This window comes from Macrococcus psychrotolerans (assembly GCF_038095555.1).
Lineage (GTDB): Bacteria > Bacillota > Bacilli > Staphylococcales > Staphylococcaceae > Macrococcoides > Macrococcoides psychrotolerans.
This window is the reverse complement of the sequence record NZ_CP124591.1, coordinates 283,375-308,519: the sequence shown is the minus strand read 5'-3', so window position 1 is coordinate 308,519 and position 25,145 is coordinate 283,375. Positions and strand designations below refer to the sequence as shown.

At 36.6% G+C, this 25,145-nt stretch carries 24 protein-coding genes, 1 pseudogene and 1 riboswitch; of the genes and pseudogenes, 7 read left to right on the top strand and 18 right to left on the bottom strand.

The genetic code is table 11. The features are described from left to right. Positions 1 to 48: 48 nt before the first annotated feature. Positions 49 to 149: riboswitch (TPP riboswitch) on the bottom strand. A 52-nt stretch (positions 150 to 201) separates the two neighbouring features. The 7 genes from QA539_RS01620 to QA539_RS01590 all read right to left on the bottom strand — a co-directional run bounded on the left by QA539_RS01620 (position 202) and on the right by QA539_RS01590 (position 6,650). Next, positions 202 to 618 (bottom strand): hypothetical protein, encoded by a 417-nt coding sequence (locus tag QA539_RS01620; RefSeq protein WP_219493754.1) that lies wholly within the window; start codon positions 616 to 618, stop codon positions 202 to 204. Positions 619 to 725: 107 nt separating this feature from the next. Further along, a complete protein-coding gene (locus tag QA539_RS01615; RefSeq protein WP_219493752.1) occupies positions 726 to 2,033 on the bottom strand; it encodes a dihydrolipoamide acetyltransferase family protein in 1,308 nt (435 codons plus the stop codon). A gap of 10 nt (positions 2,034 to 2,043) precedes the next feature. After that, positions 2,044 to 3,075, bottom strand: coding sequence for an alpha-ketoacid dehydrogenase subunit beta (locus QA539_RS01610; RefSeq protein ID WP_419895582.1), 1,032 nt, complete (start codon positions 3,073 to 3,075; stop codon positions 2,044 to 2,046). Positions 3,076 to 3,081: 6 nt separating this feature from the next. After that, positions 3,082 to 4,032, bottom strand: coding sequence for a thiamine pyrophosphate-dependent dehydrogenase E1 component subunit alpha (locus tag QA539_RS01605; RefSeq protein ID WP_283722300.1), 951 nt, complete (start codon positions 4,030 to 4,032; stop codon positions 3,082 to 3,084). A 16-nt stretch (positions 4,033 to 4,048) separates the two neighbouring features. Continuing rightward, positions 4,049 to 5,407, bottom strand: a complete 1,359-nt coding sequence (lpdA, locus tag QA539_RS01600; RefSeq protein WP_419895311.1) for a dihydrolipoyl dehydrogenase — start codon at positions 5,405 to 5,407, stop codon at positions 4,049 to 4,051. Between the two features lie 176 nt (positions 5,408 to 5,583). Next, complete coding sequence (locus QA539_RS01595) at positions 5,584 to 6,255, bottom strand: LrgB family protein (protein WP_219493746.1); 672 nt, start codon at positions 6,253 to 6,255, stop codon at positions 5,584 to 5,586. Then, entirely contained in the window at positions 6,252 to 6,650 is a 399-nt protein-coding gene (locus QA539_RS01590; protein WP_219493745.1) for a CidA/LrgA family protein, read from the bottom strand. The genes QA539_RS01595 and QA539_RS01590 overlap by 4 nt, the downstream gene beginning before the upstream one ends. 265 nt (positions 6,651 to 6,915) lie before the next feature. On the opposite strand from QA539_RS01590, the gene QA539_RS01585 reads away from it, so the two are divergent. The 3 genes from QA539_RS01585 to QA539_RS01575 all read left to right on the top strand — a co-directional run bounded on the left by QA539_RS01585 (position 6,916) and on the right by QA539_RS01575 (position 8,855). After that, positions 6,916 to 7,863 carry a DMT family transporter gene (locus tag QA539_RS01585; protein WP_419895310.1) on the top strand — a complete coding sequence of 316 codons (948 nt, stop codon included), beginning with the start codon at positions 6,916 to 6,918 and terminating at the stop codon, positions 7,861 to 7,863. 298 nt (positions 7,864 to 8,161) lie between these two features. Further along, on the top strand, positions 8,162 to 8,362 hold the full coding sequence (locus QA539_RS01580) for a cold-shock protein (protein ID WP_086041794.1): 201 nt from the start codon (positions 8,162 to 8,164) through the stop codon (positions 8,360 to 8,362). A gap of 292 nt (positions 8,363 to 8,654) precedes the next feature. Further along, positions 8,655 to 8,855: a cold-shock protein gene (locus QA539_RS01575; RefSeq protein WP_101141384.1), complete on the top strand. Its 201-nt coding sequence runs from the start codon at positions 8,655 to 8,657 to the stop codon at positions 8,853 to 8,855. 47 nt (positions 8,856 to 8,902) lie between these two features. Here the strand turns inward: QA539_RS01575 and QA539_RS01570 are convergent, their stop codons facing one another. Next, positions 8,903 to 9,859 (bottom strand): CorA family divalent cation transporter, encoded by a 957-nt coding sequence (locus QA539_RS01570; RefSeq protein WP_219493743.1) that lies wholly within the window; start codon positions 9,857 to 9,859, stop codon positions 8,903 to 8,905. A 107-nt stretch (positions 9,860 to 9,966) separates the two neighbouring features. Then, a pseudogene (locus tag QA539_RS01565) lies at positions 9,967 to 10,092 on the bottom strand (VOC family protein); the annotation flags it as partial. A 116-nt stretch (positions 10,093 to 10,208) separates the two neighbouring features. On the opposite strand from QA539_RS01565, the gene QA539_RS01560 reads away from it, so the two are divergent. After that, positions 10,209 to 11,252, top strand: a complete 1,044-nt coding sequence (locus tag QA539_RS01560; protein WP_219493742.1) for an NAD(P)H-dependent flavin oxidoreductase — start codon at positions 10,209 to 10,211, stop codon at positions 11,250 to 11,252. A gap of 17 nt (positions 11,253 to 11,269) precedes the next feature. On the opposite strand, the gene QA539_RS01555 is transcribed toward QA539_RS01560, so the two are convergent. From QA539_RS01555 to ppdK, 3 genes are all read right to left on the bottom strand, one after another. Continuing rightward, a complete protein-coding gene (locus QA539_RS01555) occupies positions 11,270 to 12,586 on the bottom strand; it encodes an APC family permease (protein WP_413474916.1) in 1,317 nt (438 codons plus the stop codon). A 96-nt stretch (positions 12,587 to 12,682) separates the two neighbouring features. After that, on the bottom strand, positions 12,683 to 13,504 hold the full coding sequence (locus QA539_RS01550; protein ID WP_413474917.1) for a pyruvate, water dikinase regulatory protein: 822 nt from the start codon (positions 13,502 to 13,504) through the stop codon (positions 12,683 to 12,685). Positions 13,505 to 13,522: 18 nt separating this feature from the next. Then, the gene (ppdK, locus tag QA539_RS01545; RefSeq protein WP_419895309.1) at positions 13,523 to 16,138 is read right to left on the bottom strand and encodes a pyruvate, phosphate dikinase; all 2,616 of its coding nucleotides are present in this window, start codon (positions 16,136 to 16,138) and stop codon (positions 13,523 to 13,525) included. Between the two features lie 162 nt (positions 16,139 to 16,300). Here ppdK and QA539_RS01540 point away from each other — a divergent pair, with 162 nt between their 5' ends. The 3 genes from QA539_RS01540 (at position 16,301) to QA539_RS01530 (ending at position 19,148) form a co-directional block, all read left to right on the top strand. Continuing rightward, a complete protein-coding gene (locus QA539_RS01540; RefSeq protein ID WP_012656193.1) occupies positions 16,301 to 16,969 on the top strand; it encodes a Crp/Fnr family transcriptional regulator in 669 nt (222 codons plus the stop codon). Positions 16,970 to 17,045: 76 nt separating this feature from the next. Continuing rightward, positions 17,046 to 18,908: a heavy metal translocating P-type ATPase gene (locus tag QA539_RS01535; RefSeq protein ID WP_419895308.1), complete on the top strand. Its 1,863-nt coding sequence runs from the start codon at positions 17,046 to 17,048 to the stop codon at positions 18,906 to 18,908. 18 nt (positions 18,909 to 18,926) lie between these two features. Continuing rightward, on the top strand, positions 18,927 to 19,148 hold the full coding sequence (locus QA539_RS01530; RefSeq protein WP_041635787.1) for a heavy-metal-associated domain-containing protein: 222 nt from the start codon (positions 18,927 to 18,929) through the stop codon (positions 19,146 to 19,148). Positions 19,149 to 19,285: 137 nt separating this feature from the next. Here the strand turns inward: QA539_RS01530 and QA539_RS01525 are convergent, their stop codons facing one another. From QA539_RS01525 to QA539_RS01500, 6 genes are all read right to left on the bottom strand, one after another. Continuing rightward, positions 19,286 to 21,247, bottom strand: a complete 1,962-nt coding sequence (locus QA539_RS01525; RefSeq protein WP_419895307.1) for an ABC transporter permease — start codon at positions 21,245 to 21,247, stop codon at positions 19,286 to 19,288. A 1-nt stretch (position 21,248) separates the two neighbouring features. After that, a complete protein-coding gene (locus tag QA539_RS01520) occupies positions 21,249 to 21,998 on the bottom strand; it encodes an ABC transporter ATP-binding protein (protein WP_419895306.1) in 750 nt (249 codons plus the stop codon). Positions 21,999 to 22,092: 94 nt separating this feature from the next. Beyond that, positions 22,093 to 22,989 (bottom strand): sensor histidine kinase, encoded by an 897-nt coding sequence (locus QA539_RS01515; protein ID WP_419895305.1) that lies wholly within the window; start codon positions 22,987 to 22,989, stop codon positions 22,093 to 22,095. Continuing rightward, positions 22,989 to 23,660: a response regulator transcription factor gene (locus QA539_RS01510; RefSeq protein WP_219493730.1), complete on the bottom strand. Its 672-nt coding sequence runs from the start codon at positions 23,658 to 23,660 to the stop codon at positions 22,989 to 22,991. The genes QA539_RS01515 and QA539_RS01510 overlap by 1 nt, the downstream gene beginning before the upstream one ends. A gap of 70 nt (positions 23,661 to 23,730) precedes the next feature. After that, on the bottom strand, positions 23,731 to 24,552 hold the full coding sequence (locus QA539_RS01505; protein WP_419895304.1) for an endonuclease/exonuclease/phosphatase family protein: 822 nt from the start codon (positions 24,550 to 24,552) through the stop codon (positions 23,731 to 23,733). 68 nt (positions 24,553 to 24,620) lie between these two features. Then, positions 24,621 to 25,127 carry a PTS glucose transporter subunit IIA gene (locus QA539_RS01500; RefSeq protein WP_419895581.1) on the bottom strand — a complete coding sequence of 169 codons (507 nt, stop codon included), beginning with the start codon at positions 25,125 to 25,127 and terminating at the stop codon, positions 24,621 to 24,623. Between the last annotated feature and the right edge of the window lie 18 nt (positions 25,128 to 25,145).

The following is a 25,145-nucleotide window of genomic DNA, read 5'->3' as shown; positions in this document are numbered from 1 at the left end:
GTTAGATTCATTACTAGGAGGTGAAGTTTCACGACAAAAAAATATCATAAGTATACACGCTCGCTTCCCTACGCTGGTATTAACCAAACAGGTTCAAAGAGTCAAGGATATTCCTTTCTCAGCTCATAAGAGCTCCCCTAGCAATCGTCTTATTAAGTTGTACACATAAACAATATCACTGATTTGTTCATGTTGCAAATATTAATTAAACCAGCTACGCACGAGCTTCTCTACTTCTTTCGTTTCATCGATCAATGATTTCATCATATCGATATCAGCTTTATCACCAAGAAGATCTTCAACGGCTTTTGTATCCAATACACGTTTCACTGCATCTGCAATGAAAGGCTCTTCTGTATGTGTAGCTTGCGCGTTGCTTGTCTGTTCATTGCTTTCAGTATGCACATCTTCTGCAAATTTCGATTCTAATTGCTTAGGGTTATTAAATGCCTCAATAACCTCCATCAGTGCAATACGCAGATCATTATATTCTTTGATATTCTTAAGATCATTCAAACGTTGTTTCACTTGTTCATTCTGCTTTAAATATTTCACTGATTGAACGGCACCAAAACCAACTGCACCGACAACGATTCCACGTTTAATCCATTTGTTCATCGTAATTCCTCCATTAAGTCAATTACCTTTATTATACGTTAAGTCGCTGAATTATACATCTTTTGTGCATGTTCAAAATAATATAGAGAGGGCTATGCCCTCTCTATCTACAATATCAGCAAATATGGATGCTCGATAAATGTTTTAATACGACTCAAGAATTCCGCTCCATCTGCACCATCTATAACTTGATGATCAATAGTGAGACTCAGAGGTAACATCTTTTTCTCATACGGTTTGCCGTCTTTTAATGCTACTTCACTTTGTAATGAACCAACCCCTAGTATCCCAACTTCCGGTGCGTTAAGTACCGGTGTAAAGTATTCTATACCGCCTGCACCGATATTTGTGATGGTAAATGTTCCATCCTTCATTGCACCTTGAGACAACTCTCCATTTCTCGCCGCAGCAGATAAAGTTTCGATGGCACTTGAAATTTCACCTATAGATTTACTTTCAGCGTTATGGATCACTGGAACCATCAGTCCATCTTCCAGACTTGTTGCAATTCCAATATTCACATCTTTATGATGGTATAACTTCTCATCACTGTAAGTTGCATTCATTCTTGCATCATCTTTAAGTACTAATGCAACGGCTTTTGTAATCAGTGCGGTAACTGTTACTTTAATATCTAATTCATTGTTGCTAACCTCTTTTTTTAACTTCTTATTAAATTTCAGCAACGCATCTGCTTCTACTTTTTGGTGCAACGTTAATTGTGCGGTTGACTGTAAACTATGCATCATGTTGTCAGCAATCGCACGTCTCATATTCGATAATGGCTTGCCTTCTGCCGTTACTTGAGTAGCTTCAGTAGACTCAGTCGTCGAACTTACTTTTACGTGATCAATTGCTTTTTCTATATCTCTCTTTGTGATTCTGCCATTACCGCCAGTCCCTGTAACCTCTTCAATTGAGATGTCATTGCTTTCAGCTATTCTACGGGCAAGTGGGGTAATAAAGATTCGGTTGCTTTCAGAGTTACTTTGTGATGTAGGAGTGTCCTCATCGCGTGCTTTCTTATTCAATTCATCCTCATGACTTCTATTAAAGCTAGGAGATTTCTCGGCCGCATCCTTTATTGCGGCTCTTTCATTCGTTTCTTCACCTGATTCACTTATCGCTTCATCATCAGTCGATTGATTTGAACGTTCAGGAGACTGGTTATCCTCTAATGAGTCTCCAACCAATCCCATCTGTTCTCCAACTTTAGCTCTGCCTCCAGCTTCCACTGTAATTTCTGTTAAAATCCCATCTTCAGGTGCTTCAACATCTAAAGTTAGTTTTTCAGAAGCAATCATACAGACCGCTTCTCCTTTTTTCACTTCATCTCCGACTGATTTGTACCACTCATCTATAGTACCTTCTGTCATTGTCATTCCTAATTTCGGCATATTTATTCTTGAACTCATGAATCACACCTCACTTTCTTAAGTCTTGAATTATTTCATCTGCTTCTTCTAGAACACGTTCTTTACTTGGAATATATAGTTTCTCTAAATTTGATGCAAATGGCACTGGTGTCGCAGGTGCAGTAATTACTTTGACAGGTCCGTCTAAATAATCAAAAGCTTTATCGCCGACGACAGCTGAAATACTGTGCCCTGTACTACTCTGAGGATTTGCTTCATCAATCACGATAAGGCGGTTCGTTTTCTTCACGGAGTTAAGTACTGTTTCTTGATCCCATGGAGAAACAGTAACTAAATCAATAACTTCGACTGAAATATCTGCAGCTTCCAGTTCATCTGCAACTTCTAGAGCAATTTGGACCATCTTACCGATTGCAACAATCGACAAGTCTTCTCCTTCTCTAATAATCTTCGCTTTACCAATTTCCACTGTATAATATTCTTCAGGCACATCACCTTTCATGCCATATAAAGTTTTATCTTCAGAAAATACGACGAGGTTATCATCTTCTACTGCAGCTAAAAGTAAGCCTTTCGCATCATAAGGATTTGATGGCACCACAACTTTTATTCCAGGTATCGCACCAAACATTCCGTATAATGATTGACTGTGCTGAGCAGCAGCAGAAGCGCCTGCACCATGAACGGTTCTCAAAGTCATCGGAATCTTAGCTTTGCCACCAAACATATAACGCATCTTTGACCCTTGGTTCAGAAGTGCATCTAACGCATATCCGATAAAATCATTAAACATCAGTTCAACAATCGGTCTCAGCCCTGTAGCTGCTGCACCAACTCCTGCACCCACATAGTTCTGTTCTGCAATTGGTGTATCAATAACCCTCTCACGTCCATACTTACCGACAATACCTTTCGTTAAACCGAATACACCTCCCCAAGCTTCATCGCCTTCAAGATGTTCAATCGTATTCCCACCGGCAACGTCTTCACCTAACAGAATGACTGTATCATCTTTCTCCATCGCTTGATCAATAGCTTCAGTTACTGCAGCCATATAAGTAATTTCTCTACTCATTATTATTCCTCCTTAATCTGCATAAACATCTTCAAGTAAAGATGCTTCATCTGGTAATGGACTATTTTCTGCAAATTCAACCGCTTCTTTTATTAACGCTTTTGCTTCGTCTTCAATTTTTTTGGCTTCCTCTTCAGTAAACCACTGCGCTTCAAGTGCCTTATCTTTAAAAATCGTAATCGGATCTACTTCACGTAATTCATCTTTATCCGATTTATAACTTTGGTTATCTCCTTCAAAATGTCCATAATTTCTATATGTTTTACATTCAATCAATGTTGGGCCTTCACCTGCTTTTGCTCTTTTCACCGCTTCTATCATTTTTTCATTGACAGCAGTTACATCTTTACCATCCACTAGATGACCCGGCATATTATATGCTGACGCTCTTTCCGCAATTGTTTCTGAAGCAGAAGCATAACTATGAGGGGTTGCTTCGCCAAATCCATTATTTTCACAGATAAAGATAACAGGTAAGTTTAAAATCGATGCGAAGTTAAGCCCTTCATGGAAAGTACCTTCGTTAGATGCACCATCTCCAAAGAAACATACTGCAACAGCATCTTGCTTTAACGTTTTTATCGATAATGCTGCACCATTTGCTAATGGGAATCCTGCACCTACAATACCATTTGCACCAAGTATTCCTTTTTCAACTTCAGCAATATGCATAGACCCCCCTTTCCCTTTGTTCAGGCCATCTTTGCGTCCAAATATTTCCGCCATCATTCCGAGAATATCACAGTCTTTTGCAATCGCATGACCATGTCCTCTGTGTGTACTCGTGATGTAGTCATCATCCGTTAATTCTGCACAAGCGCCTACTGCTACTGCTTCTTCACCGGCATACAAGTGAACAAATCCAGGGATTTCCCCTGTTAAGAATATTCTATGCACTTCATCCTCAAATTCACGGATTTCATTCATTTTACGATAAACCCATAATGCTTTTTCTTTTTCCATAATTAACTCCTCCTACTTAAGGTTTATGAATTGCTAAATCAAAATAATCTAGACTCGCTTCTCCAATAGATTCTGAAACTGTTGGATGTGCAAATATTTGATCTTTCATTTCAAATACCGTACCTTCTGATTCTTTCACTGCGAGTATGGTACTGATTAATTCGGTCGCATGCGGACCACAGATGACAGCTCCTAGAATTTCTCCATACTTTTGCTCACTGATAATCTTTACAAAGCCCTGCGTATCGCCATAAGCCATTGCTTTACCATTTCCTGAGAGATCATATTGATAAACATGTGCATCAAAGCCTTGGTTAAGTGCTGTTTCTAAATCCATACCAAATGAAGCTATTTCTGGTGTCGTATAGACACATCGCGGTACTGCGTTACTATCACCAGATTTAAATGGTTCTTTACAGATATGGGCTGCTGCAATGGTACCTTCATGGCTAGCTACATGTGCTAACTGCAATCCTGGTACGATATCTCCAATTGCATATATATGTTTTATACTTGTTTGCATGTTTTCATTAACTTCAACAAACTTTTGATTTTCACTTAAAGCTACGTTTAATTTCTTTGCGAGTTCTAAATTATTCTTTCTACCTGTTGCAATTAATACTTTGTCAAAAGGTATCGTCTTATCTTGAAGTTTAAGCATTCCTTTTTCGATTTTTTTAATCGAAGCATGCTCAATGATATGGACGCCTTGGTCTTTTAAGTGATTTCTCACAAGATCACGCGCCGCTTTATCTTCCGTTAACAAAATTTCTTCAGCCACTTCAACCACTGTAACTTCAACATCAAATGATGCAAAAGCTTGTGCCATTTCAACACCAATGACACCACCACCAATGATAACCATCTTGTCCGGTAGTTCAGTCCATTGGAATATTGTATCTGTCGTATCAAACTCTATTTCATCAATACCTGCTATTTTAGGAACAAATGGTTTTGAACCTGTTGCTAAAATAATTTGCGATACATCATAACGATTTTCTTTCGTTAAAACTTCTGACTGCTCAATAGATTCAACATACTCATTTTTTATTGTAATATTATTTTTCTTGAGTAAGTAACCTACACCGGTAACAAGTTGATTAACGATTTCATCTTTACGTGACTTAATTACTTTGTAATCAATATTAAATCCCTTACTCATTACGCCAAATTCTTCCGAATGCTTTATAGTTTCGACGATTTCAGCAGATCTAAGTAATGATTTTGATGGTATACAGCCAACGTTCAAGCATGTACCACCGAGATTGTTTGCTTCAAAGAGCACAACTTCCTTACCGTACTGAGCTAAACGAATCGCTGCGACATATCCACCAGGGCCACCACCGATTACTGCAACATCGTATTTTTCCTTCAACCTTAACACCCTCTTTCCGATACATTATTTTATACAGTTCAATTCTACACCTAAAAGTAAGCGTTTTCAATTAATTGTTCAGAATATTTAGTTAAATTTTTGTGAATAAAAAAGAACGCCTTATAACGGCGTTCTTTGAGAAATCCATCTTATATCATTATATTTCGTGATATTACTCACACAATTAACATCGGTATAACAATACTCGCAAGTATTGCGGTCCCAATCATCGTTACAAGTGCGATACCACCTTCTTCTTTGCTAAGTGCCATTGATGTGTTTGTACCAAATACATGTGCAACCGCGGCCATGGCGACACCACGTGCTACAAAGTGATCGATTTTCATCCACTTCATCACCTTATGCCCGAAACTAAATCCAATGCAGCCGCTAATAATCACAGCAATGGATGTTAACGCTACGCTACCATTAGTAGAAGATGCAATATTCATCGCAACAGGCAATGTCACATTTTTCTCCCATAGTGAATGCACAAGTGTCTTATCTAGCGGCAATACCATAGCGAGCAAATACGTTGCTAAAAGGGACACCATAAGCCCCATAGTGAAGCCTGCTACAATGAAGTGGAGATATTTTACTACTACTTTTCTCATTTGATAGAGCGGCAATGCGAAAGCTACAATTGCAGGTCCTAATAGAAAATTGAAAATCGCAGTCGCATGCTGATACTCTTTATAAGGAATATGAAAACCAATAAGTATGATTATCATCAACCCGCTTACTGTGAAGATAGGCAATGTCCATACTTTAGGATAACGTTTGTTCAGTGCAACCGCTCCTGTAAATAATATTATAGTAAGAAATAATAAACTTAATGTTTCTATCATAGAGATTCTCCTCTTTTCTTCTTATAGTTAACCGCCATTTGTGTAAACCATCCTGTCATAAAGAAGATAATAAGCGAAGAAAGTACCAGATCAAACATTAGAAATAAACCACTCTTCATAAAAAGTGGACCATAGTTCATAAGCGCTACTAATGTTGGTACAAACAATATCGGCATAATCTTAAGCAGTGCATTGACACCTAAACCGAGCCATTCCGGACGAACAACCTTTATTTCCAAGGCAATAAATAAAAGAATCAATCCGATCAGACTGCCTGGAATTGTGATTAATGTATGTGCGTTAACAAATTCTCCCGCCAGATAAAACAAAGTGAGCAAACTTACCTGCAGCACAACACGCAATGTCCAGTATAAATAATGATATAGCTTTTCCAATTTCTAACCTCCATCATTATTTACAATTTGTTCAGCATTCATTAAATGATGAACAAATTGTAAATAAAATAATATTTTATATTTTTTTATAATAAATGAATTTATATTTTATTATAAACCCGTCAATACTTGAAATCAAGGTATTGAAATATTTTCAGAAAAGTAAAAAAAGATTCTTTCAAGAACTGTACCTACGCTCTCGTTTTTTCAGATATGGCGTTTATCGTTGTTTTTAAGTACTATATATATAAAAGGAGAGACTAATATGTTTTATTTTCTATTTGCGCTTGCCGCAGGTATCGTCGTACCGATTCAGACAGCTGTTAATTCACGATTAAGAAGCTATGTGCTGTCACCGTTTGTTGCATCGTTTGTATCTTTTAGTGTGGGTACAATATTTTTATTCTTTATCACTTTATTTACTAAACATACTGTACTTATTCATCCTTCAATATTCATAGAGGAACCCGGATGGATATGGCTTGGGGGATTATTAGGGTTAATTGGCCTTACTGCAAATATTCTACTGTTTCCTGTGCTTGGGGGCGTGCAGACTGTCGTATTACCGATTATGGGCCAAATTATAATGAGTATCATGATTGATCACTTCGGGCTATTCCAGGCATCGATGCACCACTTGACATTGCTAAGGTGTGCTGGACTTTTAATCTTAGTCGCTGGTGTTGTAATGGTTATCGCACTACCCGAATGGTTAAGAAAACGCAAACAACAGGCCTATATGGATTTCGAAGAAGATACTAAATCAAAGTTGCCATTTCAGATTACCGGGATTGCAGGCGGCATGCTCATGGCCACTCAATCTGCAATTAATGGAAAACTCGGCAGTATATTAGCATCACCCGTACATGCAGCATTCGTTTCATTTTTAGTTGGTACCATATTTTTATTCATCATCGTAACTATTATAAGAAAGGAAATCACTCAGATTCGCTTTGCTATCGGCAAATATAAACCGAAATGGATCTGGATAGGTGGAATACTCGGCTCTTTCTTCGTATTCGGTATGTCATATCTAGTCCCAATCATGGGCACAGGCCTCGTTGTAATTATTTGTTTATCCGGACAAATCATTTGTAGCATCCTGCTTGATTCATTTGGATGGATCGGTGCTAAACAGAAGAAAGTAACGGGGGTCCAATATCTAGGATTAGCCTTTATCTTCTTAGCTATCGTATTAATTCGTATGAATTAGAAAAATTATTTTTGATGAATGAAAATTTCACGAAAGCTTATACCTACTGTAATGGGCATCCATTTTATATGAATTTTATAATATAAATTTACTCATTTTGGATTTTTATGACTACTTTTTGTAGACAAATCTAGATATACGTTATATACTTAGTACAAATATATCGTACATATGCAAGAAACAAAGGATCTTCACATATTACCTAAGTAATCATGTAAGCCGACTATTTTTGTAATATGTGAAGTGTTTTTTCTTAAAACATTAGATATTATTTAATAATTTTTTGGAGGTCATTATTATGACACAAGGTACAGTTAAATGGTTTAACGCAGAAAAAGGTTTTGGATTCATCGAAGTTGAAGGTGGAGACGACGTATTCGCTCACTTCAGTGCTATCGAAGGAGACGGTTACAAAACTTTAGAAGAAGGTCAAGCAGTTGAATTCAATATCGAAGAAGGTCAACGTGGACCTCAAGCTGCTAACATCGTTAAATTATAATATTTAATGTTGGAAACGAGTACTCATAAGAGTACTCGTTTTTTTATTTTATGTATCTAAACATGATACGTAAGCCCTTTATCGCTTCTATTCAATATTTAAAAGTAATCTTTAATTGACAACATAGAATATCCGTTATATACTTAGTACAAATATATCGAACATATGCAAGAAACAAAGAACTTCACATATTACAAAGAGTAATCGTGTTTAGTCGAAACTTTTTGTAATATGTGAAGTTTTCTTTGTAAAACATTAGATATTATTTAATAATTTTTTGGAGGTCATTATTATGACACAAGGTACAGTTAAATGGTTTAACGCAGAAAAAGGTTTTGGATTCATCGAAGTTGAAGGCGGAGACGACGTATTCGCTCACTTCAGCGCTATCGAAGGTGAAGGTTACAAATCTTTAGAAGAAGGTCAAGCAGTTGAATTCAATATCGAAGAAGGTCAACGTGGACCTCAAGCTGCTAACATCGTTAAATTATAATATTTAATGTTGGAAACAAGCACTCACAATTGTGAGTGCTTGTTTTTTTAATACCATTTTTTCTTCTTAAAATAAATCATGCACCCAATCATGATGGAAAACATGATGAATAACACAGTGAAATACCCATAATGCCACTTTAACTCCGGCATATATTCGAAGTTCATACCATATATCCCTGCGATCAGAGTAAGTGGTAGAAATACTGTAGAAACCAAGGTAAGAATTTGCATCACACGATTCATCCGATAGTTATTAAATGACTCATAGTTACTTCTGATTTCATCGGTCAGTTCATGTGCATTCTTTATCATATTCTGCTGCTTAATCACATGATCTCTAATATGGTGGATGTAATAATGATCATGTTTCGTCTGAATCAACGTATCATCAGTTTCTATCTCATCTATGAGTTCGCTCATCGGAACAATAATGCCCTTTGTCTTTATCATTTCCGAGCGTAGCTCAAATATATCATTCATAATATAGTTCTTCATGCGATCATTCGCATGTCCTTTTTCAAATTCAAGCACTTTCGTCTCTATCTCTTCAACAATCTCTGTATAAAAGTCTACAATCTTATCAAGCAACATCAGCGTTGCCGTATGTGGCGTTAAAGTGTCTGGTGCATTCTCTTCTAGCTCCTGTGCAACTGCATCCAATTCATCTAACGGCTCATTATCTTCGTCGTGATATGTAATAAGAACATTATCTTTCATGAGGATATTGATTGTCTCTGCTTCAAACGTTGACTTTTCTATTTTCTGGAATACGAGATATTCATATGTTGGAAACTTCTTATATTTTGGTCGTGATTTTTTATTGATTACTTCTTCAATCGTCAGCTCATTCAATTCAAAATGCTTTTCAAATATCAGGCGTTCTTCTTCATTCGCACCTTCAAAGTCATACCATATAAAAGATGCATCCTGTGGGATATCTTCGTCATGTTCTACTTTTTTAAGTAAATGTTCTTTGTTCTGATACATTATTGTTAGCGTCATCTCTCTCCCCCTTTAATGATAATATAGCACAAAAGAAGAGCTGATTATCTGCTCTAAAATAATTTTAGTTACCGTTAAACATCCAGCGCACCCATAACACCACACAAGAATTGCTCAGCTTGTTCTTTTCCTACTGGTAAACGATTTACTTCTGTTGCACCAAATACGTCTTCATAATATGCTAAAGCTTCTTTTGTACTTTCAAATACTAAGTATGGAATTAATCGTGTCATGATAGACTTCTAAGTGTATAGTGTAATTCCATTTAATGTAACACAATATATAATCAAATTCTTTTTCGCACATTTGTAATTATGATATCTTTACTCATATAGAAAGGAGTCCTGAGATGTCTAATCAAAATCCGATATGCAACTTATTAAATATAGATTATCCAATCATTCAAGCAGGTATGGCAGGCTCGACCACACCTGAGCTTGTAGCAGCGATCAGCAACGAAGGCGGCCTTGGTACGATTGGTGCGGGCTATATGAACCATGAACAACTGTTAACTGAAATTAATGAAGTACATCAACTAACACAAAATTCTTTTGCTGTTAATTTATTCGTTCCCGAACATCCTGATGTAGATGAAAGTGCTATTAAATTAATGCAGTCGATTTTAGAGCCGTATTACTCTAAATATAATCTCAATGTGCCAGACATAAAATCACACACATATGAATCATTTGAGCAGATGATTGATATCATTATTGAAAAGCACGTCCCTATTGTAAGCTTCACGTTCGGTATTCCAGACAACAAGATGATTTCTAAGTTACAATCCAATGATATTAAAGTTATTGGCAGCGCAGCTTCAGTCGAAGAAGCATTCCTTTGTGAACAAGCAAAAATGGATGCAGTCGTCATTCAAGGTTATGAAGCAGGTGGACATCGTGCAAATTTCAAAACGACAAACAATATCGGTCTGTTTGCCTTAATCCCACAAGTTGCTGACGTAATTAACATCCCCATCATAGCAGCTGGTGGCATAATGGATCATCGTGGAATAAATGCTGCTCTCGCACTCGGTGCATCCGGTGTTCAGATGGGTACCGCCTTTTTAACAAGCAAAGAAAGCAAGGCGCCTGTTATTCATAAAGAAGCAATATTCAATGCATCAGAAACCGATACTGTACTGACGAAAGCAATAAGCGGCAAAGAAGCCCGTGGTATCAAGAATCTCCTGATCTCTCAATTAGAAAAATTTAACGATGACATTCTACCATATCCGTATCAAAATGATTTAACAAGCTCATTAAGAAAACAAGCAGCCTTGCATTATCAAGTAGAGGATCTCCATTTATGGTGTGGACAGGCTCCTAGACTTGCAAAGAATAATACTGCTAAAGAAATATTTAGTGAAATAATAAAAAATGTATCAGCCTATTGATAGACTGATACATTTTATTATTTTACTCTAATCTTCATCTTATAAATCGGTATTCCAAGCAACGTTATAATGATCCCAACAATCGCTAATACTGGTTGTGTGAATAATGTATTCACCATTACAAATAAACCTGCAATAATTGCAATGGCTGGTATCAATGGATATAACGGAACTTTGTATGGTCGCTCCAACTCACTTTCACGCTTTCTTAGTATAAACACTGCATAGAACGCCATCACGTAGAACGCCCAGATAACGAATACAAGCATATTAGTAATTGCATCAAACGAGCGTGAAGTAATCATGATCGCTCCAATAATAACTTGTACCAGTCCACTGAACCAAGGAATGCCTGCCGTTGTCACTTTCATAAATGATTCTTTAAATGGCAGGATGTTCTTCTCTGCCATAGCATAAGGTAGACGCATTCCTGTCATTGTATAGCCATTTAATGCACCGTAAACTGAAATTAATATACCAATCGTAACGAGTTTTCCACCCATATCTCCTAATAAAATTTCTGATGCATCTGTAGCTGCACTTAAATTCCCTTTAAGTTCATCAATCGGCAATGTATATAAGAACGTTGCGTTAATTAATAAATAAATTACAGTAACTAATCCTAACCCTAGAACAATTGCAAGCGGCAAGTCACGCTTTGGATTCTTCATTTCCCCGGCAATATTACCGACATGAATCCAGCCATCATACGCAAACATCGTTGCAAGTAACCCTGCACCAATCGCTGTAAAGAAGTTAATTCCCGTATCTCCGGTGTTCGGTGCAAGCGATACTTCAACGTCTCCAGTATTCATCAAACCGAATATAATGATAACGATCAAGGGAATAAGTTTAACCACTAGCGTTACAGACTGCAGAATACCACCTGCCTTAGATCCGATAATATTGATCAGGTAAATCGAAGCCACTGCAATAAATGCAACTGGCACAATCCACCCGTCTTTAAGATGTAATAAGTTGAGTACTTGTTCTGAAAATACAATTGCCTGTGCTGCAATCATCGCTGGAAAGTAGATAAAACTTTGTGCCCATCCTGCCAAAAACCCTGAAAATTTGCCATAAGTATATTCTATATATGTTGTCAATCCACCGTTCCTTGGAATTGCAGCTGCAAGCTCTGCGACTGTAAGGCCAGCGCAGATTGTAATCAATCCTCCTAGCAGCCATACAAGCAAAGTCATTCCTGGTGTTCCTGTCACTTCTGTTATATTGGATACTTTAAAGAAAACACCTGAACCGATAACAGTTCCCATAACGAGTGCAAGTGCCGGAAAGAATCCAATATTTTTTTGAATTATATTTTTATTTTCCATAACATCCTCCTTTTTGAGCATTTATCATGATAGCATATTCTTGCTTTAAATTGTTAAAAGCGCAGCAATAAATTTGCTGCGCTTAACAATAGCGGTTTATTTTTTATTTAAATATTTCTCGATATAAAATGCAGATTCTTCAATCGACTTAAATTCCGTATTAATTACCGTTGCATTCAGACGATTAAACACTTCTTCTGCGTAACTTAACTCCTCTTTAATACGACGCAGATTATTGTATTCTGCTTGACCTGTCAGCCCAAGAATTTTCACGCGTTCAGTACGGATGTTCATAATATATTCGGGACTTGCGGTAAGACCAATCACTTTTAAGTTTTTCTCTTGAAATACTGATTCTGGGATTGGTGATTCCGGCACGAGCGGGATGTTGGCAATTTTGTACCCTTTATTTGCTAAGTACATACTGAGTGGTGTCTTTGATGTTCTTGATACCCCTATAATTAATGCATCCGCTTCACTTAAATTATTAAAGTTCTTACCATCATCATATTTCACCGAATACTCAATCGCTTCAATACGCTTAAAGTAATCGCTATCCAACTTACGTAATGCACCACTTTCATGTCTTGCTTCCATATCCGTATGATGCTCAATCACCTTAATCATACCTGTCATATAATCAATATATGATAATCCAACTTCTTCAGCATACGCTTTACCTATTTCATTAAAGTCCGGATTAACAAGTGTTGTAACAACAATTGCATTTTTATCATGCGCGAGTTCCAATATATTTCTAAACGCTTCTTCATCCTTTACAAATGAGAACTTCTTGACTGTGACAGAAGTTAGTTTAGGAAATTGGGACAATGTTGCATGGAGCATTCTATCCGCTGTTTCACCGATAGAATCAGAAACAATATAAATCAATAGATCGTCTTCTTCATACTTACTCAAATGTACTGCCTCCCGATATTATTCCACCTGAATTTGAGCTGTTGCAAGAATTGCGCCTGGCACACGGAATGGTGAACATGATACATAATCAATGTCCAAGCCATTAAAGAAATGGATTGATTTAGGATCTCCACCTAACTCACCACAGACCCCGATCTTAATCGATGGATTCACTGATTTCGCACTTTCAACTGCAATCTTGATTAATTGTCCCATACCTTCTACATCTAATGTTTGGAAAGGATCGACGCTAAGAATTTCACGGTTGATATATTCATTAATAAACTTACCTGCATCATCACGAGAGAAACCATATGTTAATTGTGCTAGATCGTTTGTACCAAAACTAAAGAATTCTGAGTGCTCAGCAAGTTCGCCTGCAACTAAACATGCACGTGGTGTTTCAATCATTGTACCAATTAGGTAGTCAACTTGTACACCTTTTGCATCCATGATTTCCTGAGCTTTATTCTTTACGACATCTTTTAAGATAACAAATTCTTGTGATGTTGAAACTAACGGAATCATGATTTCCGGTTTCGTTTCAATCCCTTTTTGTTTTAGATTAAGCACAGCTGTAATAATTGCTTCAGTCTGCATTTCATATAACTCAGGATAAGTAATTGCTAATCTACAACCTCGGTGACCGAGCATTGGGTTGAATTCATGTAATTCACTGATTCGTTTTTCCAGGAAGTCTGTCGTTACACCTAACTGATCTGCAACTGCTTTAACTTCCTCTCCACCTTTCGGTAAGAACTCATGTAATGGTGGATCTAATAGACGGACGATTGACGGACGGTCCCCGGATAAATTAAAGATGCCTTCAAAGTCTTCTGTTTGATACACTTTAATTTTATTTAATGCTTCTACACGCTCTTCGTATGTAGATGCTAAGATGAAACGTCTCATTTCGACTAAGCGCTCTTCACCAAAGAACATATGTTCAGTACGTACTAAACCGATACCTTTAGCGTTAAATGAATAGCCCGCTTTAATATCGCCTTCAGTTTCAGCATTCATACGTACAGATAAACGTGCGATTTCTTCTGCCCAGCCCATAAATTCTTCAAAGACATCACTTGCTTCAGCTTTCGTCGTTTCAATTTCACCGATATATACAGCACCCGTTGACCCGTTAACTGAGATTACATCACCTTCAGATAGCGTTTTACCAGCATATTTTACGTATTTTTCTTTCGTATTAATTTCAAGATCTGAACATCCAGTTACACAGCATTTCCCCATACCACGGGCAACTACAGCAGCATGACTCGTCATACCCCCATGTGTCGTTACAATCGCTTCAGCAGCAATCATACCTTCAATATCCTCTGGAGAAGTTTCCGGACGAACTAATATAACTTTTTCACCTGCTTCAGCTTTCGCTTTTGCATCTAATGCTGAGAAGACGATAATACCTGTTGCAGCACCAGGAGAAGCTGGCAAACCTTTATCTGATACTAATTCAGCAGATTTTAATGCCTCTTCATTAAAGTTAGGATGTAACAGCTGATCTATTGATTTTACATCTACCATTGCAACGGCATCTTCTTTAGAAATGACACCTTCATGTACCATATCTACAGCGATGTTAATCGCAGCTTTTGCTGTACGTTTACCATTTCTCGTCTGTAAAATGAATAATCTTTCGTTTTCAATGGTAAACTCAATATCCTGCATATCTTTGTAATGCGCTTCTAATTTCTTCGTGACATCAACAAATGCCTGATACACTTGTGGCATCTGCTCGTTTAATGTTTCAATCTCTTTCGGTGTACGGATTCCCGCAACAACGTCTTCACCTTGTGCATTGAGTAAGTACTCACCGTATAACTTATGTTCACCTGTCGCTGGATTACGTGTAAAGGCTACACCTGTACCTGAACGGTCTCCACTGTTTCCGAAGACCATTTCCTGAACGTTTACCGCTGTACCGATATCATGAGGAATTTCATTTAAGTCACGATAAATACGCGCACGATCATTATTCCATGACTTGAATACCGCTTCAATCGCTTCTGTCAACTGTTTAAACGGCTCTTGTGGGAAAGGCTTATACGCTTCTTCAACGTAAATTTCTTTATATTTCTCGACAATCACCTTTAAATCTTCAGCAGGAATATCTGCATCAATCTGATGGCCTTTTTCTTTTTTGAATGATTCAAAGAAACCTTCAAAGGCCTCCATCGGGATATTGTATACAACACTACCGAACATCTGTAACAAACGACGGTAGCAATCATACGCAAAGCGTGCATCGTTCGTCACTTGAGCTAAACTTTCAACATTTTCGTCGTTTAACCCTAAATTTAAAATTGTATCCATCATCCCTGGCATCGAAATCTTCGCACCACTACGTACAGATACGAGTAATAAATTTTCTTTAGAAGAGAAAGCCTTACCTGTCTTATCTTCTAAACCTTTAATATATGTCTTTAATTCATTTGATAAACCATCTGTTAACTGCTCACCTTGTGCAAGATATTCAATACAGGCTTCAGTCGTAATCGTGAAACCATTAGGAACAGGTAAACCGAGGCGCATCATCTCAGAAAGATTCGCACCCTTACCACCTAATAAGTCCTTCATATCTTGTGTACCTTCTTCAAAAGCATAGATCTTTTTATTCAAATCATTCACCTCATATAATTAATGTGTTATACCATTCGCTTTAATAGGTCATACTAATACAATAATTAGTATGTCACATTAAAAAGAAAATGACAATCATAAATTGATAACTCATCAATTATATATGTTAGGATGAGATTAAAAGATACCGGAGGCTTCATTATGGAATGTCATCATAATTATGAATTATGCGTGCAGAGAGTACCTATATTCAATCATCTTGACGAAGAGACGATGCAGCTTATTTTCAACAAGATTATGCAACGATCTTTTGCTAAAAAAGAACATCTCTATTTAGCTGGAGATACAATCGATTCTCTCTATGTTGTGCATAAAGGGCGTGTCAGAATTTATAAACTCAATGAAAACGGTGAAGAACAGCTGATTAGAATACTTTCTCACGGTGACTATACGGGAGAAATATCATTATTCAATCCTTCTTTGAACAACACATCTTACGCTGAAGTCTTAGAAGATGCTGAAATCTGTATTATAAAAAGAGAGGATATATATCAATTAATGCACACATATCCTAGCATCAGCATTACCTTTATCGAAACATTTGCAAAACGTCTGTCAGAATCTGAAACGCAGACAACGAATATTTCATTACTGGATAGCCGTTCTAAACTAATGATGTATATCGAAAACTATCGTGAGGGGAATATGCTGAACTTATCTTTAACGAAAAAGCATATTGCGTCTTATTTAAGTATGCAGCCTGAAACATTAAATCGTACTTTCAATAAATTAGAAGAAGAACAGATTATAAAGAAGATTAATCATAAAACATATCGAATTCTTCAGGAAAACCTCAATAAATTGATCTAAGTCAATTTATTAAAGTGGAATCTCCCTTATCATAATATGTGAAAGGACAACACATATTACGAAAGGAGCAGAGACAATGAAGAAGAGGATTTATCAGAACGTAAACACATTGACACTGATTACATTTATATTTCTTATATCTGGATTATTATTAAAATGGACAGATGTACAAAGCTTTAGCAACGCTTTCCTTATTATCGCAACATTAATCGCCATGATGCCAATCGCATTAAAAGCATGGCAATCACTTATGCTGAAAGTCTTCTCCATTGAACTACTTGTAACGCTTGCAGTTATCGGCGCACTATATATTCATGAATATACTGAATCAGCTGTTGTAACATTCCTATTCTTATTCGGAAGTTATCTTGAAGCAAGAACGCTTAAGATTACACGTAATTCAATTAGCAAACTTGTTGACATGGCACCACAAGATGCAAACCGATTAAGAGACGGAGAAATTGAAAAAGTCGATATTGACGATATTAATATTGGTGACACAGTCGTCGTATATTCTGGCGGGACTGTGCCAGTGGATGGTTATATCATTAAAGGAAAGGCTCATATTATTGAAGCATCCATAACAGGAGAGTCACACCCAGTATCAAAGAAAGAAAATGACAAAGTTTACAGCAGTACCATTATTGATACTGGATATATTGAAGTATTCACTGAAAAAGTAGATGAAGACACGACGTTCGCAAAAATTATAGAACTCGTAGAAGAAGCACAAGATGCAAGATCACCAGCAGAGAAGTTTCTGAATAGATTTGCAAAATGGTACACACCAAGTATTGCAATACTATCATTAATCGTCTGGCTTATCACACGCGATCTTCACCTGGCTATTACGTTTCTAGTCATTGCATGTCCAGGAGCACTCGTTATTGGCGCCCCTGTTGCAAATGTCGCTGGAATTGGAAATGGCGCTAAAAATGGTGCGCTCATTAAAGGTGGAGAAGTGATCGATACATTATCAAAAGTAGACACACTTGTCTTCGATAAAACTGGTACGTTAACGAAAGGTCGTCCAGAAGTAACTTCTGTTAAATTTGACAAGACACACTTTACAGAACAAGAAATATTATCTCTCGTCGGCCAAATCGAAATGACCTCTGAACATCATCTTGGTAAGGCAGTCGTGCAATACGTAAAAGCACGAGTAGCTTTCGACCAATCCGAAATGATTACAACAAAAACAGTTAAAGGACAAGGGATTAAAGGTGAAATCCACCATCACACTGTATTAATAGGAAATCGTAAACTAATGCAGACCCATCATATTATGATACAAGAACAATACGAACAACAGGCGAAACAATTAGAAACGTCAGGTAATACTGTTACATTTATCGCAATCGATAATACATTTACTGGCATTATCGCGATTGCTGACGCGATCCGCTCAGATGCAGTAGAAGCACTTCAAACAATGCGTGATAACGGAATTAAAGAAATCATCATGCTTACAGGAGATAACGCAAGAACTGCTCACACTGTAAGCCAGCAATTAAGTCTGGATACGTATCAAGCTGAAATGATGCCGGATGATAAATTGAAACACATTCAATTACTGCAGCAGCAAGGTAAAAAAGTTGCAATGGCCGGTGATGGCATTAATGATGCGCCAGCAATTGCAATCGCAGATGTAGGACTGGCTATGGGGAAAGGCGGAACAGATATCTCTATGGAGACCGCAGATCTCGTTCTGATGAACGACTCATTGACACAATATGCACATGCAATTAATCTTGCAAGAAAAACAATGCGCATATTAAAACAAAACATCGCAATCGCACTTATTACAGTAATCTTACTACTCATCGGTATAATCATGGGCGGTGTAAACTTAGCGATAGGTATGTTCGCTCATGAAGTAAGTGTGCTGCTTGTTATACTAAACGCGATGAGATTAATTCAATTTAAATCAAAAAAATAATCTTAGGAGGAAATCATTATGAAACAATTAACATTACAACTCGAAACATTAACTTGTCCATCTTGCTTAGCATCTATCGAAGGATTGCTGAAGAATATTAAAGGTGTTGAAGCACCGAAAGTATTATTTAACGCAAGTAAAGCGAAGATGCAATTTGATCCAGCAATCGTTGAACCCGAAGAGGTTCAGCAAGCAATAGAAAAACTTGGATACGAAGTATTAAAAGTATCAGTTAAATAACAATTTAGGAACGTGCAGACGAAATGACTTCAAATTTCTGCACGTTTCTTTTTTGCTCATAATAATGAGGTGCTGCACGTTCCAGGACGCGTGCGTGCAGAAATTTTCCAAACAAAAATACCAGCACGCGGCTGGCATTATTCGTTAATAATATTATAATATTTTCTGCTCGTAATTAAGTACATCAAGCCATAAACTAGCATGATAACCATGGTCACGCCGATATAACTTGTAATAAACATCCATCTATCACGAATACCAAGTACCCCTAGCAGATTATAAATTATTTTTGATGCAAATAGTGTATGCACTAATGTCACTATAATAGGAAGTCCAAACACCCAGAATATTTGTTTATGAATTGTCGATCTAATCAATTCATCAGGCAATCCAACTTTCTTCATAATACTATAATTACGTTTATCTTCATAACCTTCAGATAACTGCTTATAATATAATACTAAGAAAATACCTGTCAATAGTACAATTGACACTACAATTCCAATAAATATAAGCCCTCCATTAAGCTCAAAAATCATCTTCTTAATCTCTAACTTACTTTCAATTTGTGTTCCAATCTTTTTCTGTATTTCAGAAATATGTTTCTTAAACTCTTTCTCACCCTTTATAATATTGAACTCCATGCTTGTAGTGATTTCTGAAGGCATCGCTTTCTCTTTATTCGGATCATAAGATTTGTAATGTTGCCTTATTTGTTCAAATACAGATTTATCTTTAACGACAATGTAAAGTGCATCTATCGCTAGCTGGTTACCCAGATAATCTTTATCGCTATACACAACTTTAGTTGATTTTTCTGCAAGATTAACTTCTTGATACCCTTTAAATCGACTTGTGTTTGCGCTTAATATGACTTCATCACCTTTGATTTGAAGATGATCATCATGCAATTGATTATGATCTTTCACTGTTGTTACTACAGCGTAGATCATCGTTTTTGCATCTGCACTTCTTGCATTATCAGGCAACTTCTTCAAGTTTCCTTCTATGTTCTGTAGCGGAAAAAATATAGTGTCCCCTTGTCGGTAATAATCAACTTGTGCATAACGATTAATTTCATTTTTAACTGTCTGAACATCTGTATTACTGTAAATATCGATATGGTAATCCTGATTCAACCTTCCTGACACCTGACTCTCCATCCCTCTATATGCGGTCAGTGTCATACCCAGCGTTACAACCAAAAATGTCACAAGCATCGTAATACTTGCCAATCCAATCGCATTCTTTTTCATACGAGAGATCAACCCAGAAATAGAAAAGAAGTGCTTCGGTTGATAATAGATTCTCTCTTCTTTCTTTAATAATTGTAAAATGATGATTGTTAATGACATAAAGAGTAAATATGTTCCTATCATGACAGCGAGTACTGCAAAAAATATTGTCTGAAAAGATGACAATATACCTTCAACAGTCATCGCTCGATAATATCCGTAACTCAAAAATATACTTCCGAATATAAAACAAAGTACGGTAAACCATTTTCGCGTCTTCTCCTCTCCTGCTTTTTGAGAACGCATCAACTGTACTGGACTTTGTATTGTAATCATTATATGATTCAGTATAAAAAGAAGGATATATACGCATAATATCATCACACTTATAACAATTGCAGCTTTCACATCGAATGGATAGTTCATCAACGTAATACCTGAACCTTTTACCAGTTTGTTCAGAATTAAAAATACAAGATTCCCGAACAAGTAACCGCCCACGATACTGATAAATCCAATTAAGACCATCTGGATGATCATTTCTAAGCAGATCATCAATCGAATATGTTTTTTCTCTAATCCTAAAATCATATGAAGTGCAAATTCCTGCTTACGTTGTTTCATCACGAAATGATTTGCATAGATCACGAATATAACTGTCAGTATTCCAGCAATGATATTCGCATAAGAAATAAGCATCGGCAAGGTCTCATGTCTTTTTTGTATATAATCATTATTAATGAGTGACACCATAATATATTCCAGACCAAACATTACGCCGGCAGCCAGAATAAAAGGAGCAATTATACTTCTTAGCATATTGAAATTCTTAACGACGAGCTTCCAAATTAATTTAAGCGTCATTTTATACACCTCTTTCTGATAACACTGCCAAACTATCAGATATACGTTTTTGAAATTCTGCTTGCGTTTCATCACCACGATAAATTTCATGATAAAGAATACCATCTTTAATAAATACGACACGCTTTGCATATGCTGCATCGATACTCGAATGTGTCACCATTAATATCGTTTGTTCAGCGGCATTTATATTTTGAAATAGATGCATGATTTCACTCGACGTTCTAGAATCAAGTGCACCCGTAGGTTCATCAGCAAGTAAGATGTCTGGCATTGAAATAAGCGCACGCGCAATCGCAACACGCTGCTGTTGTCCTCCGGAGATTTGATGCGGATATTTATCTAACAATTCACTGATGCCGAGCTGCTTTGTCAAAGGGACTAAACGTTCATTCATTTCGGAAGGTTTCTTGTTACTTAGTACAAGCGGCATTAATATATTATCCTTGTTCGACATTGTATGTAATACATTGAAATCCTGGAACACAAAACCAAGTGAATCTCTTCGAAATTTTGCAACTGCTTTATTTTTAAGTTTACCAATATCCTGTCCAGCTATGAAAACACTCCCTTCTGTCGGTTTATCAAATGTTGCAATAATATTGAGTAAAGTCGACTTCCCAGAACCAGATTCACCCATGATTGCAACAAACTCTCCTTTTTCAATTGAAAAGTTCATATCTTTTAGTGCAACATTTTGATTGGCACCTTTTCCATACACTTTTTTAACATTTCTAATATCTAATAACATGAAAGTCACTCCTTTAATTTTAATCTATATGTAAATTGTACTCGGTCGTGAACTTCCTGACCTTCATCTATTCTTACAAAGATAAAAATGAACCTTACAAATTTGTAAGGTTCGGGAATTTCATATGAAAAGTTGTCCCTTTGCCTAATTCAGATTCTACTGAAACAGAGACATTCATTCTACGCGCAATCGTTTTAACAATATATAAACCTATACCACTAGATTTATCATTCAATCTACCATTATATCCGGAGAAGCCTTTTTCAAATATCTTGGGCAAATCAGAAGTATTAATCCCCATTCCATCATCTTTTACCGACAAGATATTTTCTGCTTCGCTATATTTGATCCATATATTTTTACCACGTGCATACTTCAGTGCATTATTTAAAATTTGTTCTATCATCACACTAGTCCATTTCGCATCAGTTAATACACTGTCGTATATTTTTTCGTAATGCAGCTTTGTATCGTTATGAATAAATTGAATTGAGTAACGTTTAATGAGAGGGGTGATTAAATCATCCATTCGCACCTCCATAAAAACCATGTCTGTCTTTTCATTCATTAGCTTTAGATAACTGAGTGCGAGATTCGTATAATTATCAATCTGCAGAATCTCGTGACGCATCTGTGAAATTGTTTGAATATCTTCAGCTTCCAGCAACAATTTTGAAGCAGTGATTGGTGTCTTCATTTGATGAACCCACAATAGGAAGTATGACTCTATTTCACTTTGATACTCGATCTTTTCATTTCTTATGTCCTGAATTTCTTCTTTCAATTGTAAATTTTCTTCTTGTACCGTACACACTTTTTTATATATCATCATACTGTAACTGAAATAAATAATTCCTAAAAATATAATAATACCTGCAGTTAATACAATGCCTTCTAAAGGAGTATTATAAAGCATCATAATTAGTCCAAATAATAATGAAAGCACGATAATAATAATGATTTCATTCAATTTATATTTAATAAAACCCATTACTTCACCACTCGATATCCGACATTTTTCTTTGTTTCAATAAAATTATCAAGCCCAATCTTCTGAAGCTTTTTACGTAATCGTGTCATGTTGACAGCAAGCGTATTATCATCAATAAAATGCTCTGACTCCCAGCATGATTCGATGAGTGCATTGCGACTGACAAAACCTCCATTTGCTTTAAATAGACTTTGCATAATCTGAAGTTCTGTCAACGTTAAATCTATATGTTCCTCGTGAAACATCAATTTTGCCTGTTCTGGAATCAGTTCCACACCATTAATCTCCATCCCTTTTTCTAAAATGGAAAAGTCATAACTTCTTCTTAGCATCGCCTGAACTTTGGATACTGTAACCGTCATATTAAATGGTTTCTCGATATAGTCGTCAGCACCCATCTGCATTGCCATCACTTGATCCATACTATCATTTCTACTACTGATAAATATAATCGGAATTTGAGAAATCTTTCTTATTTCCTGACACCAGTGATAACCATTATAAGCAGGTAAATTAATATCTAGTAGTACTATATGCGGCTTGTAATCATTAAATTCTTCAATGATATCATTAAAGTTTTTTGCAATGTATACTTCGTACTGCCATTTTTTAAGTGCTTCAGCAAGATGTTCACGAATCACCGGATCATCTTCAACAATCATAATCTTCATATGCTCACCTCAATTTTATTATGCCATAATAGTCAACAAACAAAAAAGTACCAGCACATGGCTGGTACTTTTAAAGTTCTATTTCCGCTTCTACTCCGAAGTGATCGCTCACAATTGCTTCTGTTCTTCCATCAAACACTGTACCGTGATGTAATACCTTAAATTCAGGGGTACTGAAGATAAAATCAATTCTTAGCTTACCATCATTATCTTCCCACCCTGCAATATTTTTCTCGATGGTATGACTGCCTGTTCTCTTTTTTGCGACTGTATATGTATCTTGTATATTCACGTCACTTTTTAATACATATGCATATCCCTCTGTACCTTCTGGATTATTAAAGTCTCCCATTAAAAGCTTCGGCAACTCATAATGTGACAATGCATTAATTGTATTATTCCATTCATAGCTGAACCCTTCTGCAAATGTCGTCCACCACGAGTAGTGACAGCTGACTGCGAGCATCTCATTATCGCCTACATTTGTTTTTCCAAATAGTATCTTTCTTGATTTATAGTCATCAGGACTTTCTTCTATCGAAACAAATACTGCATATGGATCAATCGGTGCTTTAGATAGCAATGCACTACCTTCATCATAGATGTCATAACCAATATGACTCATCGCGTAACTCCAGTAATAGGTTACACCGAGGGCACGTAGTTTTTCTACAATTTCGTATGCGAAGTTGCCTTCTTTAATAGGCGTTTGATCCAATAGAGGGCAAAGATTATTCGGTGCATCGATAACGTCATTCTCCGATAATTGATTTACTTCCTGAAGTGCAATAATGTCATAGTCTGCTTTCAGTATACGCGCCACGATAACATTTAGTTTCTCTTCTTGATTGTCTTCTAACCAGCTGTGGGTATTTAATGTTAGTACTTTCACTGCATTCGCTCCTTATCATTAATTATCCCCATTATAACGAAAAGACAGTCCAAAGACTGTCTTTTTGATTAAACTGTCATCGTACCAACTGTTTCACCTTTTTGAACGATTCCTGTTTTATTTAATTGTAATGTATCAACTTTATCGCTATTGGTCATTACGATAATAATTGTCGTATCCTTACCTTCTGCTCTCACTGCTGCGAGATCCATATAAGCTAATGTATCTCCGGCTTTTACCTTCTGACCGTCATTGACAACAACGCGTGAAGCTGGTTGTTTCATTTGAACTGTTTCAATACCCATATGCACAAGCACTTCTATCCCATCATTCGTTCTAATACCGATTGCATGTTTCGTCGGGAAGATACTAATAATTTCTCCATCTACCGGTGACACAACTTCTTCTGATTCCGGCTTTACTGCATAGCCTTCACCCATCATCTTCTGTGAGAATACAGGGTCGTTCACAGAAGTAATATCGATGACTTCTCCGTCTGCAACTGAACGTAGTTGATGTACATGACCTGTAAATCCAGCACCATCAGAGTTGTCCAGTATAGTTGGCTGAACCATTGTTTCTTCTGGCTCTGG